At 68.3% G+C, this 18,214-nt stretch carries 8 protein-coding genes and 3 pseudogenes; 4 read left to right on the top strand and 7 right to left on the bottom strand.

Going from position 1 to position 18,214, the window contains the following annotated elements; all coding sequences use genetic code 11:
- Nucleotides 1-160 precede the first annotated feature (160 nt).
- A complete protein-coding gene (locus OJJOAM_RS19265; RefSeq protein WP_422650761.1) occupies nucleotides 161-4,207 on the top strand; it encodes a transglycosylase domain-containing protein in 4,047 nt (1,348 codons plus the stop codon).
- A gap of 85 nt (nucleotides 4,208-4,292) precedes the next feature.
- Here the strand turns inward: OJJOAM_RS19265 and OJJOAM_RS19260 are convergent, their stop codons facing one another.
- Nucleotides 4,293-5,324, bottom strand: a complete 1,032-nt coding sequence (locus OJJOAM_RS19260; RefSeq protein ID WP_422650973.1) for an LLM class flavin-dependent oxidoreductase — start codon at nucleotides 5,322-5,324, stop codon at nucleotides 4,293-4,295.
- Between the two features lie 222 nt (nucleotides 5,325-5,546).
- A pseudogene (locus OJJOAM_RS19255) lies at nucleotides 5,547-6,462 on the bottom strand (DedA family protein/thiosulfate sulfurtransferase GlpE); the annotation flags it as partial.
- Between the two features lie 215 nt (nucleotides 6,463-6,677).
- Between OJJOAM_RS19255 and OJJOAM_RS19250 the strand changes: the two are divergent.
- Together OJJOAM_RS19250 and OJJOAM_RS19245 are read left to right on the top strand one after the other, a co-directional pair.
- Entirely contained in the window at nucleotides 6,678-6,929 is a 252-nt protein-coding gene (locus OJJOAM_RS19250; protein ID WP_006577258.1) for a GlsB/YeaQ/YmgE family stress response membrane protein, read from the top strand.
- Nucleotides 6,930-7,233: 304 nt separating this feature from the next.
- Nucleotides 7,234-8,742, top strand: coding sequence for an ankyrin repeat domain-containing protein (locus OJJOAM_RS19245; RefSeq protein WP_422650760.1), 1,509 nt, complete (start codon nucleotides 7,234-7,236; stop codon nucleotides 8,740-8,742).
- Nucleotides 8,743-8,785: 43 nt separating this feature from the next.
- Here OJJOAM_RS19245 and OJJOAM_RS19240 read toward each other — a convergent pair whose 3' ends face one another.
- From OJJOAM_RS19240 to OJJOAM_RS19220, 5 genes and pseudogenes are all read right to left on the bottom strand, one after another.
- Nucleotides 8,786-10,489, bottom strand: a complete 1,704-nt coding sequence (locus OJJOAM_RS19240) for a hypothetical protein (RefSeq protein ID WP_422650759.1) — start codon at nucleotides 10,487-10,489, stop codon at nucleotides 8,786-8,788.
- Nucleotides 10,490-11,001: 512 nt separating this feature from the next.
- A complete protein-coding gene (locus OJJOAM_RS19235; protein WP_422650758.1) occupies nucleotides 11,002-12,198 on the bottom strand; it encodes an F-box protein in 1,197 nt (398 codons plus the stop codon).
- A 281-nt stretch (nucleotides 12,199-12,479) separates the two neighbouring features.
- Nucleotides 12,480-13,916 carry a tetratricopeptide repeat protein gene (locus tag OJJOAM_RS19230; RefSeq protein ID WP_422650972.1) on the bottom strand — a complete coding sequence of 479 codons (1,437 nt, stop codon included), beginning with the start codon at nucleotides 13,914-13,916 and terminating at the stop codon, nucleotides 12,480-12,482.
- A gap of 586 nt (nucleotides 13,917-14,502) precedes the next feature.
- A pseudogene (locus tag OJJOAM_RS19225) lies at nucleotides 14,503-15,081 on the bottom strand (AAA family ATPase); the annotation flags it as partial.
- Between the two features lie 43 nt (nucleotides 15,082-15,124).
- Nucleotides 15,125-16,447 (bottom strand): annotated as a pseudogene (locus tag OJJOAM_RS19220) (BTAD domain-containing putative transcriptional regulator); the annotation flags it as partial.
- 467 nt (nucleotides 16,448-16,914) lie between these two features.
- On the opposite strand from OJJOAM_RS19220, the gene OJJOAM_RS19215 reads away from it, so the two are divergent.
- The gene (locus OJJOAM_RS19215; RefSeq protein ID WP_422650757.1) at nucleotides 16,915-18,135 is read left to right on the top strand and encodes a tetratricopeptide repeat protein; all 1,221 of its coding nucleotides are present in this window, start codon (nucleotides 16,915-16,917) and stop codon (nucleotides 18,133-18,135) included.
- The last annotated feature ends 79 nt before the right edge of the window (nucleotides 18,136-18,214 follow it).

Genomic DNA, 18,214 nt, shown 5'->3' with positions numbered 1-18,214 from the left:
CCCCCTGCCGCATTTGCCGACCTCGAGGATCGGGCCGGAAAATTTTCTGTCGGCGGCCCCTGTGCAAACGCCGACTAGCGCCAATACTAGAGTCGGAGGCGCGCGGCCCGTAGTGCGCAATGACGCTTCGATCGACCACCCATAGCACCGGAAGCCAACCGTGTCGCGTCGTGTCTGGCCTATCGTTGTCCTGCTGGTCCTGGTTGGCGGCGCCTGCTATTTCGCCGCCCATCTGATCGCTGACGAGGTTCGCACCTCGCGGTGGCAGGCGCGCTATTTTCACGATTGGGGCCAGCGCCTGACCTACACCATCGCGCCCGGGGCCAGCGACCGCATCCGCTTCCCCGATGCCGGGCCCTACGATATGCGGCTCGGTTATGCCCGCATTCCGCACTACACCGAGCTGCTGGAAGCGCGCGGCTTCGTGCGCGAGCACCAGGCGCGGATGTCCCAGGCGATGCTCGAATACCTCGATCTCGGCCTGTACGCGCCCTACCGCGAAAAGACCCGCGCCGGGCTGGCGCTGCTCGATTGCAACGACCGCAACGTGTCGGTGCAGCGTTTTCCCGAACGCCAGTACCAGGACTACCGCGAAGTGCCGCAGGTCCTGGCCAACTCGCTGCTGTTCGTCGAGAACCAGGGCCTGCTCAATCCCGAATATCCGACCCGCAATCCGGCGCTCGACTGGCGCCGGCTGTCGCGCGCCGGCGTCGACCAGCTGTTCGCCATCGTCGATCGCGAGCGCGATACGCCGGGCGGCAGCACGCTGGCGACGCAGATCGAGAAATACCGCCACTCGCCGCAGGGGCGCACGTCGTCGATCTCGGAGAAGCTGCGCCAGATGGGCTCGGCCTCGGTGCGCGCCTATCTCGATGGCCGCGATACCGTGCGCGCGCGCGAACGCATCGTGGTCGACTACCTGAACACGGTACCGCTGTCGGCGCGCAATGGCCGCGGCGAAATCCACGGCATCGGCGATGGCATGTACTACTGGTACGGCGAGGACTTCGACGAAGCGAACCGGATGCTGCACGAGATCGAGTCGAGGCCGCCGACGCCGCGCGAGGCGCAGGTCTTCAAGCAGGCGCTGTCGCTGATCATCGCGCAGCGCCGTCCCTCGTACCATCTGCGCCGCTACGACACCAACCTGGAGCCGCTGACCGACAGCTATCTGCGCCTGCTCGCCGGCGCGGGCGTGATCTCGCCGCGTTTGCGCGACGCCGCGCTGGCCGCGCGGCTCGACAAGGCGCCGATTCCCTCGCTGCCGCCCGCCGATCCCTTCGTCACGCGCAAGGCCATCAACCAGGTGCGCACCGACCTGTCGCGCCTGCTCGGTGTATCGAGCCGCTACGACCTGGACCGGCTCGACCTGACCGTCGCCAGCACGATCAATACCGAAGCGCAGCGCCAGATCACCGCGACGCTGATGAAGCTGCGCGACAAGGAGGGCGCGCGCGAACTTGGCCTCTACGGCCACAACATGCTGCGCGATCACGACGATCCGTCGAAGCTGGCGGCCAGCTTCACGCTGTTCGAACGGGTCGGCAATGCCAGCTATCTGCGCGTGCAGGCGGACAACATCGACCAGCCATTCGACCTGAACAGCGGCGCCCGGCTCAATCTCGGCTCGACCGCCAAGCTGCGCACGCTGGTGACCTATCTCGAGATCCTGGCAGAGCTGCACGACCGCTACGCGGGCATGACGCGCGCCGAGCTGCAGCGCGTCCCGGTCTCGCCGCAGGATGGGCTGACGCGCTGGACGATCGACTGGCTGCTGAAGAACCCCAACCGCGATCGCCGCGCGATGCTCGAGGCCGCGCTCGAACGCAAGTACGCCGGCGGCGCCGGCGAGGCGTTCTTCACCGGCGGTGGGCTGCAGACCTTCACCAACTTCGAGCGCTCGGCCAGCGTGGAAAACCTGACCGTGCGCCGGGCCTTCCAGCACTCGGTCAATCTGGTGTTCATCCGCATGATGCGCGACATCGTCCGCTACGAAGTCCACCGCGCGCATCCCGATGCCAGCGAGCTGCTGGCCGATCGCGATGCGCCCGGCCGGCGCAAATGGCTGGAGCGCTTCGCCGACGAGGAGGGCAGCCAGTTCCTGACCGGCTTCTATCGCAAGTACAACGCGCTCGACAAGAACGGCCGCATCGCGCTGCTGCTGCAGCGGGTCAAGCCTGTTGCCGTGCGCGTGGCGGTCGCCCTGCGCAGCGCCGATCCGACGATGGACGAGGCCACCTTCGCACGGCATCTGCGCGCCAAGCTGGGCACCAAACTCGACGACGAGGATGTGTTCAAGCTCTACGACAAGTACGGCAAGGACAAATTCTCGCTGAACGACCGGGGCTACCTGTCGCGCATCCATCCGCTCGAACTGTGGTTGATCGACTATCTGGACGACCATTCCGAGGCCGACCTGAAGCAGGTGCTGGAGGCCAGCGCCGACATTCGGCAGGAGGTCTACACCTGGCTGTTCCGCACGCGCAGCAAGGCGGGGCAGGACAACCGCATCCGCATCCTGCTCGAGCGCGATGCCTTCGAGCGGATCGGCGAGCGCTGGCGCCGGCTGGGCTATCCCTTCGATACGCTGACGCGCTTCCTACGGCAGCGCGGTTGGCGCCTCGGGCGATCGTCCCGCGGCGCTGTCGGAGCTGGTCGGCATCCTGCTCAGCGACGGCGTACAGCCGTACACCGAGACCGTGCGCTGGCTCGACTTCGCCGCCGGCACGCCCTACGAGACCCGCTTCGTGCTGCGGCCCGCGCAGCGCAAGCGTCTGCTGCCGGAGGACGTCGCGGAGCTCGCGCGGCGCTCGCTGCTGGACGTGGTCGAGGGCGGCACCGCGCGCTCGGCGCAAGGCGTGTTTCCGGCCGATCGCGGCATGGCGCTCGGCGGCAAGACCGGTACCGGCGATCATCGGCACATGGTGTTCGGCCGCGGCGGCTACGTGATCGCCTCGCGCGCCGTCAGCCGCTCTGCCACCTTCGTCTTCACCATCGGCGAGCGCTACTTCGGCACCGTCACGCTGCATGTACGCGGCCCGCACGCGGCGCGCTACAACTTCACCAGCGCCTTGTCGGTCAAGCTGCTGCGCGGGCTGGCACCGACGATCGTGGCGATGGACCCGCGGGCCGGACCCGCGACGCTCGCCTGCACCGGCGGTTGAACGAACCCGAGCCCGCTGTGGCCATGGCCGGCGCTTCTGCGCGCGCGGTTGACGCCATCTGTTCGCTGCCCCACCAATCCCCCGCCGCGCCGCGCCCGAAACGTCGCGCCGCGACTTTGCCCGCACCGTCCCTGCGCTTACCATGCAAGCAAACGACGAGCATCGGCAACCGCCGATACGCAGGCAGAAAATACGTCGCCGAGGAACGGGGGGCACCTTTGAGCAGCTACATCGAAGACTACTGCGCACGCGTCCGGCAAGGCGGCGCCAACGCCGTGATCGCGCATCCCGTCGTCGTGGACAGCGACGGCACCTACGTGATGAGCTACGTGCCGTTCGAACATGTCAACGCCACGGCCCGGCTGGTGCTGGTCAGCACTACGCCAGGACACATGCATGTGCGGCTCGCCGCCGAACTGACCGAGGCCCTGCTGCGCGCGCACGCGCCGGGCCGCATCGTCCAGCTGGAAAACAAGCGCCAGATCGAGCTGGGCGGGCCGCTGGTGCGGCCCAACCTGATCCGCATGCTCGATCATTTCGGCATTCCGTCGCTGGTCGGCGCCGAACGGGCGACCGTGCTGTGGGAAGACGGCTTTCACCTGTTGCAGCCGCTGGCCCTGCTGCCGCAGGCGACCATGCGACGTGGCCTGGCCTTCGATGGCACGCTGGAAGCGCTGCTGGCCATACCGATGCTGCGCCGCGCATTCGAGACGCAGTTTATCGAGCGGCTGACACGCGTCCGCGACGATGCGCTCTATCTGGCGCTGGGCCGGACCGCATGGGCGGGCCTGTGCCACGCGGCGCAGACGGGCGTGATCGGTCCCGGCCAGCTGCTGGGCATGATGCCGGTGCCCGCGCGCGCGGGCAGCATGGTGCGCTACTTCCTTGGCGAGATCAGCGCGGCGAAGCTGTCGCCGAGGGATCCGGTCAGGCACCGCACCGGCTGGCTGGACGCCGCGCGCCGCGAATTGCTCGAGAACGTGCGCCGCCATCGGCAGGCGCAGAGCGGCGCGGCGACAGGCGTCACCACCGCGGCCGCGTAGGTCGGCGCATAGGTCCGCGCAGGTCGGCGCACAAGTGTGAGCGTACGCCGGCGCGCCGCCGACGGGCCGATGACGACTGCCTGCGCTACAGCGTCTGCGCGCCGCTGACCGGCCGCAATTGCTGCGCGGCCTGCGCGGCTAGCTCGAAGGAACGCAGCCGCGCCTGATGATCGTAGATCTGCGCGGTCAGCATCAGCTCGTCCGGGTGCAGATCGTCGACGAAGCGCTGCATGCCCTCGCACACCGTATCCAGGCCACCGACCACCGAGCAGGACAGCGAGCGGCGGATATGCGCGGCCTCGGTCTCGTTCCACATCGATTCGATATCGTCGACCGGCGGACGGATGCGGCCCGGCGTGCCGCGCACCAGGGCCAGGAACTGCTGCTGCAGCGAGCTGAACAGACGGGTCGCCTCGGCATCGGTATCGGCGGCGAACACGTTCAGGCCGAGCATCACGTAGGGCCGGGACAACGCCTCCGAAGGCCGGAACGTCTGCCGATACAGATCCACCGCCTGGCGCATGAAGCCCGGCGCGAAATGCGAGGCGAAGGCGAACGGCAGTCCCATCGAGGCCGCCAGCTGCGCGCTGAACAGGCTGGAGCCCAGCAGCCACAGCGGCACCTTCAGGCCCGCGCCCGGTACCGCGCGCAGCCGCTGGCCGGGCCGCGGCTCGTCGAAATAGGCCTGCAGCTCCTCGACGTCCTGCGGGAAGGTGTCGGCCGTGTCGTGGGTCGCGCTGCGGCGCAGGGCACGCGCCGTCAGCTGGTCAGTGCCGGGCGCGCGGCCCAGTCCCAGGTCGATACGGCCCGGAAACAGCGAGGCCAGCGTGCCGAACTGCTCTGCGACCACCAGCGGCGAATGGTTGGGCAGCATGATGCCGCCCGAGCCGACGCGTATGGTCGAGGTTCCATTGGCGACGTAGCCGATCAGCACTGCGGTGGCGGCGCTGGCGATGCCGGGCATGTTGTGGTGCTCGGCCAGCCAGAAGCGGCGATAGCCCCAGCGCTCGGCGTGCTGCGCGAGATCCAGCGAATTGCGCATCGATTGGGCGGCGTCGCTTCCCTCGGGAATCGGCGACAGGTCGAGCAGGGAGTAGGCAGGAATGGGAGCGGTCATGCGGGAAGGCGATGCGGGAACGGTTTTCTGGCCGGGCGTGGCGCGATCGATGGCCATTCGGCACATCGACGCATCGGCACGCCGCGGCGCCGCCAGGCGTCCGCCATGGACGGCGATCGAGTTGGAAGGGCAACTATAGCCGTTCTCTTCCCGCGTTGTCGGAAGGGTCTCCCGCCCCAGTCGGCTGCGCGCAAGCCCCGTCAGACCGCCAGCACGCGCTCCCCCATGCAGCTCCTTCCATGCGTCGATGCCGCCCAGCAGCGCCCAGGTATTGGCATAGCCGGCCGCGCGCAGCCGCTCCGCCAGCATCGCGGCGGACAGCTCGTTGGGGCAGGCGCAATAGATCACGATCTCCACGGCCGGGGGGATGTTCGGCGAGGACGTCCAGCGGCGCCTCCGGGTCCACCGCCAGCGCGCCGGGGATACGCTCGAGCGCCGCGCTGCCCGGCGCGCGCACGTCGAGCACCAGCGGCAGGCGGCCGTCCTGGCGCCGCGCCTCCAGCTCGATGACGCTCATGCGGGGAATCAGCCGGGTGCGGCGCAGCAGCCGGACCCGCTTCCACCAGCGCCATACGATGAACAGCGCGAGCGCCAGCAACGCGAGCAGCAGCGCCAGGTGGCCATAGGTGCCGAAGGCGTCCAGCACCGCGTCGATCGCATCGCTGAACGCCGCGCCGATCATCAGCGCCCCGCCGGCCCAGACCACGGCGCCGATCGCGTCGTAGAACAGGAAGACCGTGAACGGCGTGGCCGTCATGCCCGCCATCGCGGTCGACAGCGCACCGGCGCCCGGCAACAGCTTGGAGAAGATCAGCGAGCGCGGCCCCAGCCGCAGATAGAGCGACTGGGTCTGCCGGATACAGCTGTCCTGCGACAGCGATACCTTGCAGATGGTGCGCAGCATGGGCTGGCCCAGGCGCCGGCCTGCGGCGTACCACAGCGAGTCGGCGATCAGGCAGGCCACCACGACGGCGCCCAGCACCGCGCCGATCGACGGGCCGGTCTCGCGCATGCCCAGCGCCCCGGCAACCAGCAACAAAGGATAGGCGGGCACCGGCAGCCCGGCCTGCTCGATGAGCACGTTCAGAAATACCAGCGTCAGCCCGTGCTGTTCCAGCAGGACCTGCAATTCGCCCACGGCGGTCTCCCAGTGAATGATCGATGGCGCGATGATTCGCGATATGGGCGCAGTTTGCCAGCACTGCGGCCACTGCGGCCGGTCCTGGCGTGGACGATCGTTTCAAAAAGTCTGAATGTCCGGTGCGCTGGACTGCTCGCCCTGCGCCCAAAGGCGTGGCAAGATGGCGCCGAAGCGGCTCGGACCCGCCGGCCGCTCGCAACTGGGAGATGCGTATGCTGTCATTCCTCGGTACGGTGATCGTCGGCCTGATCGTCGGGCTGATCGCCAGGGCCATCAAGCCTGGCGACGACAAGATGGGTTGGATCTTGACCATATTGCTTGGCATAGGCGGTTCGCTGATCGCCGGATATGTCGGCCAGGCGCTCGGCTGGTATCGCCCCGGGGAGCCGGCCGGCTGGATCGCCTCGGTGATCGGCGCGATCGTGCTGCTGGTGATCTACGGGCTGGTGCGGCGCCGAGCCTGACGCCTGCCCAGGGGGCGGGGCCATTGACGGCCTCGCCCATCGTTTTTGGCGCCCGGGCCCGCTTCCGGCCCCGCGCTCCCTCGCCTCGGCACCCGGCGGCTCGCACGCCGGCACGCCGACCGCAGTTCGCTGCGTTCGCACAACAGTGCGGGCGCTCTTTGTTGCGAAAGATTGAACTGCCGACACATTTCCGTAAGAAATCGCGCTGCACCGTGCGTAGGCTGGCGTTCCCCCAAGCCCGCCACCGTTCCCGCCCACTCCCCTTGCGGCGGACGGCGAGCCAGTCCCGACGGAGGACGCCGCCATGCAGCGCAACCCATTTGAACCGATCCCCGACGACGCGAATGCCAGCGGTCATCCGGCCCCGCGCGCCGCCGCTTCCCGGTCCGCGTCCCCGTATCCCGGATCCCTCTCATCGAACGCGGCCAACAGCGCCCTCCCGGCCCTGCACGCCGCCATCCGCAGCGGCAAACTGACGCTGGTCCGGCAGGCGCTCGCGGCCGTGCCCGACGCGTTGCGGACCTGCGATCGGCACGGCGATCCGCCCCTGCACTACGCGGTCCGTTCGGCGGCGCCGGTCGCCGTGCTGGCATGCCTGCTCGAACACGGCGCCCGTCTCGATGCGCGCAATATGCGCGGCGAAACCGCGATGCATATCGCCTTCAGCCGCCAACACACCGATCCGGCCTGGTTGGCGTGGTTGCTCAGCCAGGCCGGTCGCAAGGGGGACGCCGGCGCCTGGCTCGCCGCCTTCGTCCCCGATGCCGATGGCCGTTATGCCTATGAGTATGGGCTCGGGACACAGCGTCAGCCCCGACCCGGCATGGAGCCGATCATGGCGGGGCTCCAACGGCAGGACGGCTGGTATCGGGCCTACCTCGCCAACATGGCCCGGGCAGTGTCCTCGGCGGACCTCGCCGAGCTCGCGACGCTGCTGTCGTGCGAGATGCCTCTGGATCTCGCCGTTCAGCGCGGCAAGACGGCGCTGATGGTCGCCGCCGAACTGGGCCACGAGGCCGTCGTCGACATGCTGCTGGCCCACGCCGACGAGCACGGCATGCGGCAGTTGAATCTGGGCGCGGCGGACAGTGGCGATACCGCGTTGATGCTGGCTGCCTTTCACGGGCATGGTGCCGTCGTGGAGCGCCTGCTCGCCGCCTCGGCGGCCCCCGACGTGCCAAGCCAGTGCGGCGACACCGCGCTGATGGCGGCCGCCATCGCCGGCCACGACGGCATTGTCGAGCGGCTGCTGGATGCCGGCGCCGTGGTCGATAGCCGCAATGCGCTGGGCCGGACGGCGTTGATGTTCGCCGCCGTGGCCGGACACCGGGGCACGGTGGAGGTCCTGCTGCGCCATGGCGCAGCGGTCGATGCGAAGGATGGCGAAGGGCGCACCGCACTGGCCTTTGCCGCCCTGCACTCCGCGACGCTCTATTCCGGGTCGTCGTTACAGGAGCGCGTTTGCGCGATCCGCGTCGATACGATGGGTTCGTTTGCCGCCCTTACGCGCTCCGGCGCAACGTTGACCGCAAACGAACGGCGCCAGGGCCCTTCCGGGTTCGGTCCCGGCAGACACCGCGACACCGCCCAGACGCTGCTGCACCACGGTGCCGCGGTGGATTCGAGAGATATTCGCGGCGCCACCGCCTTGATGCATGCCGCCGCAAACGGCCATATCGAAATTCTGGCGGTGCTGCTCGGTGCGGGAGCCGACTGGGAACTGCGGGACAACTCCGGCCGAACCGCGCTGACTTACGCGACCGCGGCCGGACACACGCATGCCGCGCGAGTGCTGAAGGCCTGTCAGGGCTGAAGACCGCGGCGCGATCGGCGCGTTGGCCTGCGCTTATTGGCGCTTATTGCGGCTCCAACGGCCGGTAGGCCACCTTGCCAACGCCGATCTTCTTCCAGAAGGGTTCGGGCAACCTGTCTCGCAGGAACGCCAACGCTCCAGACCGGCGCTCGTACTGCTGTCGCATCGCAGTCTTGCCTTCGATGAATTCCTGGAACAGGTGCCGCAGCGGTTTGAGCATGGCCTCGTCGCTACGCAGCGCCATCCCTTCCATTGCGCTCTTCAGCGCTTCGGTCTGCGCCTGCGATGCGAAACAGCGCAGCTTCTGCGAGATTTCCTCGCGGTCCTTCGCATAGGTCGAATCCAGCCGGATCGATGAACGCAGCCTGATCGCTTCGAGCAGGTTCGCGTCCATCCCTAGCGATACCAGCGCTTCCGTCAACGCGCATCGCGTGATTGGACGCTCGCTGTCGAGCAGGGCCTTGAGCATGGCATCGATGGCGACAAATCGGTTCTCGCGCATTTCGTCGACAGTCGGTTTCCGCTGCTCCTGGGCGATTCGCTGCGCCGTCGCCAACCATTGCTTGTCGCGCTGCGCTTGCCCGTTCGCCTCGATGCGGTCCTTCACGAAGCGGACGACGCCCGAAACCAGCCAGAAGGTGCCCAACGCCAGGGCGGCGGCGAGCAATATGGTTCCAACCACGCCGCCAGAGCCGAGCGTCGCGAACACAACGAAACCAACGCCAATTGCCATCGCAGCCGTCGCATATCCCATGCGGAATTTCGCCCGGGATTTCTTCTTCAATTCGGTTGCCTCGATGGCCTGGAAGGCCTTCTCCTGATGATGCAGCACGATCTCGATCAGCTCCTTCGCGCTCTCGACGTCCTTGGCAGATTGCGGCGATGCCGCTGCGGCAGCGCTGGCGACATGCGACTGCTGCACGGCCGCGGATCCCGTCCGCGCCGCCTGCTCGGTCAACCATTGCCGATGACGCTCGGCTGCCCCGAGAACCTGCCGCTCCCGTCCATCGGCGGTCTGCAAATCCATGCCGCGTTGACGGACCACTGCCAGATCCACGAGCCGCCGTTCCGATTGATACCATCCCACCGCGCCTGCGCCCATGTGAAACGCGCCCATCGCAAGGCTGAAGGCACCACTGGCGATGCTGGTTGCGGCAAGATCGACGCCTTGCACGCCAAGTTTCACCGCGGCTTCCGTCGCATTGCACGCGGCCCCGCCCAGTTGTACGACACTGTCCCGAGCGGCGGCAACGCCCATGGAATGGAGATTGTCGGTCGCTTCCGCGAGCTGATTCGCGGCCTGTTCGTAGCGGACGTAGTGCTCGAAATCCGCCGCGAGATCGAGCGCCAGTTTCTCGAGCTTTTCTTCGACCCCCTTCAGGTCGGCCTGGGTTCTCTGAAGGTTCAACGGGGATGCGGACGAATCCCGTTGCCAATCCGGCAGCAACTTCGCTTCCGCATCGCACGGCCACGTATTCAGCAACGTGGACAGCGCGTGTCTCTCACCGAGCAAACTGGCGATTTCCGGATTGCCATTGACAAAGCGGTCCCGTCCTTCAGCATGCTTGCCCAGCGCCTGGTCCAGTTCCGATTTCTTCCGTCCTGCCTTCCATACGAGATGAGCCGTACCGATGGCCTCGATCAGTGCGAACGTGCTGCCGACCAGGGCGCCTTCATTGGCTGCGGGCAGATACGAAGTGGCCGAGAAGGTTTTCAACTCGTCGGTCGACGACACGGCGATGTGCATCGCCTCGCGTCCTACCGTTACCGCGCTCCATAAGCCGTAGGTAACTTCATTGAGCAGATGCCATCCCTTTGTCTCCGACAGCTTCGCGTGAGAGAGATACGGGGGAGGCCATGTGGCTGCCTGGGAGGAGTGGCCAGCATTCCGGGGAATTGGAGTTTGGAGGTTCCGCTCGCCTGCCGCTGGCCCAGCCGCCTCCGCGTTCTGTACTTCCATAGCGGTGCGTTGGGTAAGTGGCTCAATACATGGCTGGCCCAACAGCTTGGGATCCTGCTCGATATCCTCGGTGCCTTGCACTATGGGGTCGATGCCGTTCCCTGAGGGGATTCCATCTACCGCGATGTCATCTCGAGGCATCGAGTCTGATCGCTCACGCTTGGAGTCGGTGAACGTGTCCGCATTCGAGTAAGTGTGCGTACAGATTCCATCTATGCGCATCGTCTCCTCCGCTCTTGCTATTCTTGACCATCGGCAGCCCTCGCCAATGGCATCGATGACTCACCGATCCTGTTCGGCTACATGATGTGGGATGGCAAACGATCGATCCTCGGAATCGGACGAGTCGTGACGCTGCTGTATGCGCGCATTGGATCAGGCGGCTTTACCGTGCCAGGTAATGGCTTCGGCGGTTTCCGCAGCACCAGTTCGTCTTCGTTGCAGGCGGCCATGTATTGCTTCGAATGAACGCTGTCCACGGCGCGGTAAAGCCAAATCAACCTGCAGAGAAGCATTCCCTCGGATTCGACGCTGAACTTGCAGTTGAACGTGTCGCTGCTCAGATGATCGAATCCGGCTCTCAGGCCGCGCACAGTCAGGACATCCTCTGGGTAAGGATGGGCCGAGACCGCCTTGTATATCGACTCCCACCGTCGGACGGTGCCAGGCAGATCGTTCGGGCTGATCCGCTGTGCGAGTTGTGCAAGAACCCGTGCCTTGGACAGACGTTCATCGTCGTCCTTCGGATCGTGCCGTAGTGCGCGATCGGCCAACAGAGTCAACAACTCACTATCCGTATCCGGCAACCAGCGGGCAAGGTGCCGCATCAGCTCGAGCTCCCACTGCGCCGAGTGCTGCTTCGCCCGATTGAGCGCCATCGTCACCATGTCTCGCCTTCCCGCGACCGACATCTCGCAGGTCATGCGAATGACCGCTGGCAGCGCCCATTCGCGGGTCGATGGCTTCGCATTGACCAATGCATCCACCATTGGCACAACCTGATTCGACCATTTCATTCCCGCGACGCGCCGCGCGATGACATCGCTGTCGCGATGCTGCGGCATCGCCGATACCGCGTTGATGGCGTTGTGGAACGCTTTGCATGTCGTCCCGAGCGGTGCGTCGCCGCGGAAGAAATGACGATCGCCCGCGGGCACGCGCGCCATCACCTCACAAAGCAACTCGAACGGAAGCTTCAGAATCGGAAACGGTGTCGCGGATTCCGCTTTGGCCGGGGGAGTGGCCGATTTGACCGCCGTCGTTTCGACTCGGCTCTCGCCCGGCGGCTTGTCTGAACCTGCCCGGCCGTCGGTGCTGTGCGGCCGATCATGATTGGGAGCGGGCTTTCGGATACCGAAGAACGACAGGACCTTGTCCCAGGGACCGGCCTGCCCGTCGCGTGCCGGGTAGACCCGGGGGACCGGGGGGACCGGTGGCCCGTCCGCGGCACGGACATACTGGATGCGAGCCGAGCTCCCGCCTGCTTGCACGGCCATCGTGCCATGATCGCGTGGCGCCTGGGCGCCCGAATGGGGCGGTGGGCGCGAGTCGACAATGGCGGACGAAGCGACAGTGTGAGTGCCAGCCATGATTGCTCCTGACGAAGTGGGGTGGGTACCGCCAGACCTGGCGGGGGGTGGTGCCTCGGCGGCGTACCGCCGACGCTCGTCAGATAGTGCTGGCTGGCAATGCGGTGGCGCTATTGGAAATTGTTGTCGGGTTTTTGTTTCAGTCGCGGTACATGGCCAAATAGGCCGACCTGACCGCGCCGCAGGGGTCAGTGAGAGATGCCGACCCGCCGCAGCACCTCTTCAATTCCCGCGATGGCCGCGAGCATGCCCGCGCCGAGGGCCTCCTTGCGCAGCGCCATCAGCTCGGCCCGCAGCCCGGTCTGGCTGGCGCCCCGCTGGCTGCGGCCCAGCGCCGCCAGCACCCGGGCACGGCGGATCTGGAACTGCGCCCACGGAAACGGCTCCGGCCGCGTGTAGGCCTGCAGCGCGTCCGCATAGCGGTCGGCATCGTCCCAGCGGCCGTTGCGCAGCGAGACGTCGATCGCGGCTTCGTAGAGATCGAGGTGGCAATGGCTGACGCAGCTTTGCGCCAGGATCGCCTCGCCCTGCGCCAACGCGCGGCGCTGCTTGTCCGGATCGCGCGAGGTGCGGGCCAGGAACCCCAGGATCATCGGGCCGGAGTAGCGCATGCCGGTGTCGCGGCTGAGCGCCAGCGCTTCGTCCAGCAGCTGCTCCGCGGCTTCCGGATGGCCCTGGTTGCCGATGGCCAGCGCCCGCCGCCCGGCCAGTTCCGCTTCGAAGCGGCGCGCGCCGAGGCGCCGGGCCAGCACCAACGCCCGCTCGGCATGCGCCTGCGACTTCGCCCATTCGCCGGTCTGCTGCTCGGTGGACGCCATCACGTCGTAGGCCAGCAGTTCGATGCGCGCATCGCCGATCCGGCGGGCGATGCGCAGCGCCTCTTCGCAACGCGCCAGCGCGGACGACAAGGCATTGCACAGGATGTCCACCGCGCCGACCATGGGCAAGTTCGCCCCTTCGATCCGCACGAAGCCGCGCGCGCGGGCCAGCTCGACGCAGCGGACGAAATGCGCGCGGGCGGTGACCATGCGGCCCTGCTGGTAATAGGCATCGCCCAGGCCGCCGAGCGCGCGTGCCTCGCCCAGCGCGGAGCCCGCCGCGCCGGCATGCTGCAGCGCGCGCTGGTGCGCGGTCAGGCAGGCGTCGAGGTCCCCCATCGGGAAATGAACGTTGCCACGCAGCGATTCGATCTGCGCCAGCATGTCGGCATCGCCGGTCGCCGCGGCGCCGCGCTGTGCGTGTTGCAGGGCGATCAACGCGCGCTCGTAGCGGTCCAGCAGCCGCAGCGCCGAGGCCACGCCGAACCACGCATGGGCGCGCTGGCTATGGTCGTCGGCCAGCGCCACCGCGTGCTCGAACGCCTTCAACGCTTCGGCGGGCTGGCCGAGATTGAGCGTCAGTTCCCCGCGCAGGCAGGCCAGCGACTGCCTGGTCGCGCCATCGCCGACAATCTCCAGCGCGCGTTCGACCAGGCGCAGCGCACGCTCGTTGCGAAAGTGGCCGGCTTCGTGCCGCGCCGCCGCTTCGTAGGCCGCCGCGGCCTCGGCATCGCTGGCGGCGTCGAGATGCTCGGCATGCAGCGTCAGATCGCGGCTCCGATACCAGTCGGCCGCGCGGCGATGCAACGCCAGCCGGCGCGATTTGAGCAGCGACGCGTAAACGGCTTGATGGATCAGCGCGTGCATGAACAGGTAGTCTTCCCCCCTCGGGCCGCAGCATCGCCTGGCGCGCCAGCGCATCGCAGGGATCGTCGGCCGTGCCCAGCAGATGGCGCAAGGCCGCCGGGGAGAAGCGCTGACCGAGCACCGCGGCGGCCTGCAGCGCCTGGCGATGCGACTCGGGCAAGCGGTCCATGCGCGCCAGCACGATGCTCTGCAGCGTGCCGGGCAGCGCCTCGGCGTCCGTGCCGGGGGCCGCATTGCGCAGCAGCTGATCGAGAAAGAGCGGATTGCCTTCGGCGCGGCGGATGCAGGAATCGGCCAGCTGCTCGTCGACATGGCGATAGCGTGTCGCCAGTTCGCGCGCCTCCGCGTCGTTCAGCGGCCCCAGGTCGATCGTGGTCAACGACGCGCTGCCCGCGGCCCCACGCCACGCGCTGTCGAGCGGATCCTGCTCGGGCCGCACCGTCATCGCCAGCACCAGCCGGCAGGTGCGCGTGGCGGCAGCCAGCCGGGCCAGGCAATCGAGCAGCGCGCGCTCGGCCCAGTGCGCGTCCTCGACGACGATCAGCAGCGGCTTGAACGTGCTGCGGCGCGCGACCTGCGCCAGCAGGAAGCGCTGCACGCCGCGCTGCCGCGCGCCGGCATCCATCGCCGCCAGCGCCGCGGCCTGCGCCTCGGGCTGCGGTACGTCGAGCAGATCGAAGGCGAACGGCACGTCGTCATCGTCGATGCGGCCGCTGGCGACCGATCCTGCAATGACCGCCGCACGCGCCTCGGTACTGGCGCACGCATCGATGCCGAACAGCCCGCGCACCAGCACGCGCAGCGGATCGCCCGACGTACTGACGCCGAAATCGAGCACCAGCGCGCGCAGCGCTTCCATGCCGTGTTCGCGCGCCAGCGCGACGAAGCGCTCGGCGAGCCGGCTCTTGCCGATGCCGGCCTCGCCGCGGATCACCACCACGCGGCCCTGTCCGGAGCGCAGGCAATCGCCGGCGACGCCGGCCAGTTGCACCAGTTCCGCCTGCCGCCCGACGAAGGCGTGCTGGGGGCGCGGTCTCGGCGGGATCGAGGAACCGGCGCACGCGCCATAACGGAATCGGCTCGGGGATGCCCGGCATCGACACATCGGTCAGATGCTCGACCTCGAGGCGCCCCGGCAAGGCGAGGAACACGCGATTCGACACCACGGTCTCGCCGGCCTGGGCGTGCTCCATCACGCGCGCGGCGACGTTGACGGGCGGGCCGGTCAGCGTCATCGCGCCGCCCGCGGCCGACGCGGCGGCGAACAGCACCTGTCCGCTGGCGACGCCCACCCGCACGGCCGGCGGCGTCGCGCACTCGGGGCACAGGCGCCGCACGCCGTCGTGCAGACCGACGGCGACATGCATCGCGCGTTCGGCATCGTTGCCGTGGGCCACCGGCACGCCGAACACGACGGTCAGCCGCGCGCCGATCTCGTCGGTGACGGCACCACCGCAGGCAGCGGCCAGCGCGCGGGCGCGCTCGCGCCAGCGCATCAGCAAGCCATGGATCTGCTCGGCGTCGAGCCCGGCGGCATGGGCGCCGATATCGTCAACGCTGGCGACTACGACGACGGCATGGCGCGGCTCCGGTGTGCTGGGCGTGACCGCCGCGGCGGCAGGGCCGGCACCGGCGATCGGTGCGGTGGCGGGGCCGGCGTCGACCGGCGCGTTCGCCATCACCGGCGCGGCGCTCCCCACCACCGGCGCGGCCGCCATCGCCACCGTTGCCGCCGGCACCGGCGACGCCTGCCGCCGCGCGCGCAGGATCTGCTGATGCAGGGCCTCGGTTTCCGCCTCGGGCGACACCCCCAGCTCGCGTTGCAGCGCGATCCGGCACAGGCGGTACTGCTTGAGCGCCAGCGCCTGCCGCCCCTGGCGATCGTACAGGCGCATCAGTGCCCGGTGCACGGACTCCTGCAGGGCATCGAGCGTCAGCAGGCGCGTGGCGCAGGCGATCGCACGATCGAGCTCGCCCGCCTGCTCGTGCCGATCCATCAGCCGCGCCAGCGCCTGCAACGCCAGGCCGCGCAGCCGTTCGCGCTCGACCGCGAGCCAATGGTCGAAAGTTGGCGCGGCGGCATCGAATCCCTCGAGCAGATCGCCGCGATACAGCGCGACCGCGGCTTCCAGCGCGTCAGGGGTGGCGGCGCGCAGATGGTCCTCGAAGGCCACCACGTCGACCGCGACGCCGCACAGCGCCACGCGGTCGGCATCGGCCAGCACCACGGGATATCCCTCCACGGCGCGGCGCACCGCGCTGAGTGCCTGGCGCAGGCTGGTGCGTGCCTGTTCGGCATGGCTGTCGGGCCAGAGCAGCGCGGCCAGCTTGTCGCGCGGCTGCGGCCGGCCGTGGGTCAGCGCGAGATAGGCCAGCACCGCGCGCGCCTTGCGCGCGGATAGGGGGATGGGAGTGCCGTCCGGCGAACTCAGCGTGAAGCCGCCGAACAGATCGAGACGGACCGCCGCCATCGCTTGGTGTCCTTGCCGTGGCCGATGTCTGAGGCAGGCGCGGCGGCATCGGCTTGCGAAGCTGGCCTGGAAAGCTCTTTTATAGGCCACGGATTGACGCAGCGCGGTACTGTTGCCCCAGAACTTTCACGCTTCTTTCACGCCGGCGCGCACGGCCATATCACGCCGGCCCCCCTAACCTCGCTACTGCCCCGCCTCCAAGACTCTCCAACGGCGAGGCCAGCCGCGACGCCCGCCGGCCGCATGATGCGGCGCAGACAGCGACAAGACCACCGGGCTGCTGGATTGCGCATTAGAAACAAGGATGACTTCCATGGCACACACCGATTCCCGGCACCTGCAGGTTTCGTCGGGCAATAGCCGTTCGATGGAGCGTTTCGAATCCGCCCTCGAACTGTTGCAGGGCTACTACGGCGATCCGCTGACGATGATCGACGAGACCCTGGCAGAAGACCCCCGAGTTCATGATGGGGCATGCACTACGCGCGGGGATGCTGATCACCGCCGGCGATGGCGCGGTCGCGCCGCTGCTGCGCCAGACCGTCGAGGCCGCCGAGGCGCTGCACGGCATCGCCAACGAGCGCGAGCGCCGGCATATCGCCGCCGCCCGTGCCTGGCTCGACGGCGAGTTCGCCCGCGCGAACCAGATGTATGGCGACATCGTGATCGATTACCCGCGCGACGCGCTGGCGCTGCAGGTGGCGCATATCACCGACTTCCTGCTCGGCCAGTCGAGCATGCTGCGCGACCGCATCGCGCAGGTGCTGCCGAACTGGAATGCGCGCGTGCCGGGCTTCAGCCATGTGCTGGGCATGCATGCGTTCGGCCTGGAGGAGACCCATCTGTACGAACAGGCCGAGGAACGCGGGCGCTTCGCGCTGGAGCTCGATCCGCGCGATCCGTGGGCGATTCATGCGGTGGCGCATGTGATGGAGATGCAGGGCCGGCCGGACCAGGGCATCGGCTGGCTGCAGTCGCGCACCGCGGACTGGGCCACCGACAACATGATGGCCGTCCATAACTGGTGGCATCTGGCGCTGTTCCACCTCGAGCTGGGCCATGCCGACCAGGTGCTGGCGCTGTACGACGAGCGCATCCGCGCCGCGCGCTCCGCGGTGGCGCTCGACGTGATCGACGCCAGCGCGATGCTGTGGCGGCTGCAGCTGCGCGGCATCGACGTCGGCTCGCGCTGGGCGGAACTGGCCGATACCTGCGAGGCGCGCGGCGCGGAGGGGACCTACGCCTTCAACGACGTGCACGCCGGCCTCGCCTATCTCGGCGACGACCGCCCGGCGTCCTTCTCCAGGCTGATGGCGAACATGCGGCGGGCGGCGGCGGGAACGGGCACCAACGCCGCGATGACGCGCGAGGTCGGCCTGCCGGTGATCGAGGCGCTGTACGCGTTCGAGGCCTGCGACTACGACCATGCGATCGAGTTGCTGATGCCGGTGCGCCTGATCGCGCATCGCTTCGGCGGCAGCCACGCGCAGCGTGACATCCTGAACCTGACGCTGATCGAAGCGGCGTTGCGCGGCGACAGGGCCAACCTGGCCTGCGCGCTCGCGGCCGAGCGGATGGAGCTCAAGCCGATGACGCCGAGCCTGAGCACGCTGGTGCAGCGCGCCTCGACGCTGTACCGCGAGAGCGCCGAGGCGGCAGGCCGCACACCGGCAGCGCGGGCGGCCTGAGCCGCGCTCGCGGGCGCCGTCGACGCTCCACGCCAACCGGCCTGCGTATCGAATGTATCGAACGTATCGGCACGTGTGG

The organism is Cupriavidus sp. H18C1 (genome assembly GCF_049311595.1).
GTDB lineage: Bacteria > Pseudomonadota > Gammaproteobacteria > Burkholderiales > Burkholderiaceae > Cupriavidus > Cupriavidus cauae.
The sequence above is the reverse complement of the archived record's forward strand: the minus strand, read 5'-3'. Positions and strand labels throughout refer to the sequence as shown.

What these genes read in the sequence shown, in the direction of transcription:
- OJJOAM_RS19240 (WP_422650759.1), bottom strand. Translation starts at nt 10,489, where the DNA reads ATGCACATCGCCGTGTCGTCGACCGACGAGTTGAAAACCTTCTCGGCC.
- OJJOAM_RS19235 (WP_422650758.1), bottom strand. Translation starts at nt 12,198, where the DNA reads ATGGCCGTGCAAGCAGGCGGGAGCTCGGCTCGCATCCAGTATGTCCGT.
- OJJOAM_RS19245 (WP_422650760.1), top strand. Translation starts at nt 7,234, where the DNA reads ATGCAGCGCAACCCATTTGAACCGATCCCCGACGACGCGAATGCCAGC.
- OJJOAM_RS19250 (WP_006577258.1), top strand. Translation starts at nt 6,678, where the DNA reads ATGCTGTCATTCCTCGGTACGGTGATCGTCGGCCTGATCGTCGGGCTG.
- OJJOAM_RS19215 (WP_422650757.1), top strand. Translation starts at nt 16,915, where the DNA reads ATGGGGCATGCACTACGCGCGGGGATGCTGATCACCGCCGGCGATGGC.
- OJJOAM_RS19260 (WP_422650973.1), bottom strand. Translation starts at nt 5,324, where the DNA reads ATGACCGCTCCCATTCCTGCCTACTCCCTGCTCGACCTGTCGCCGATT.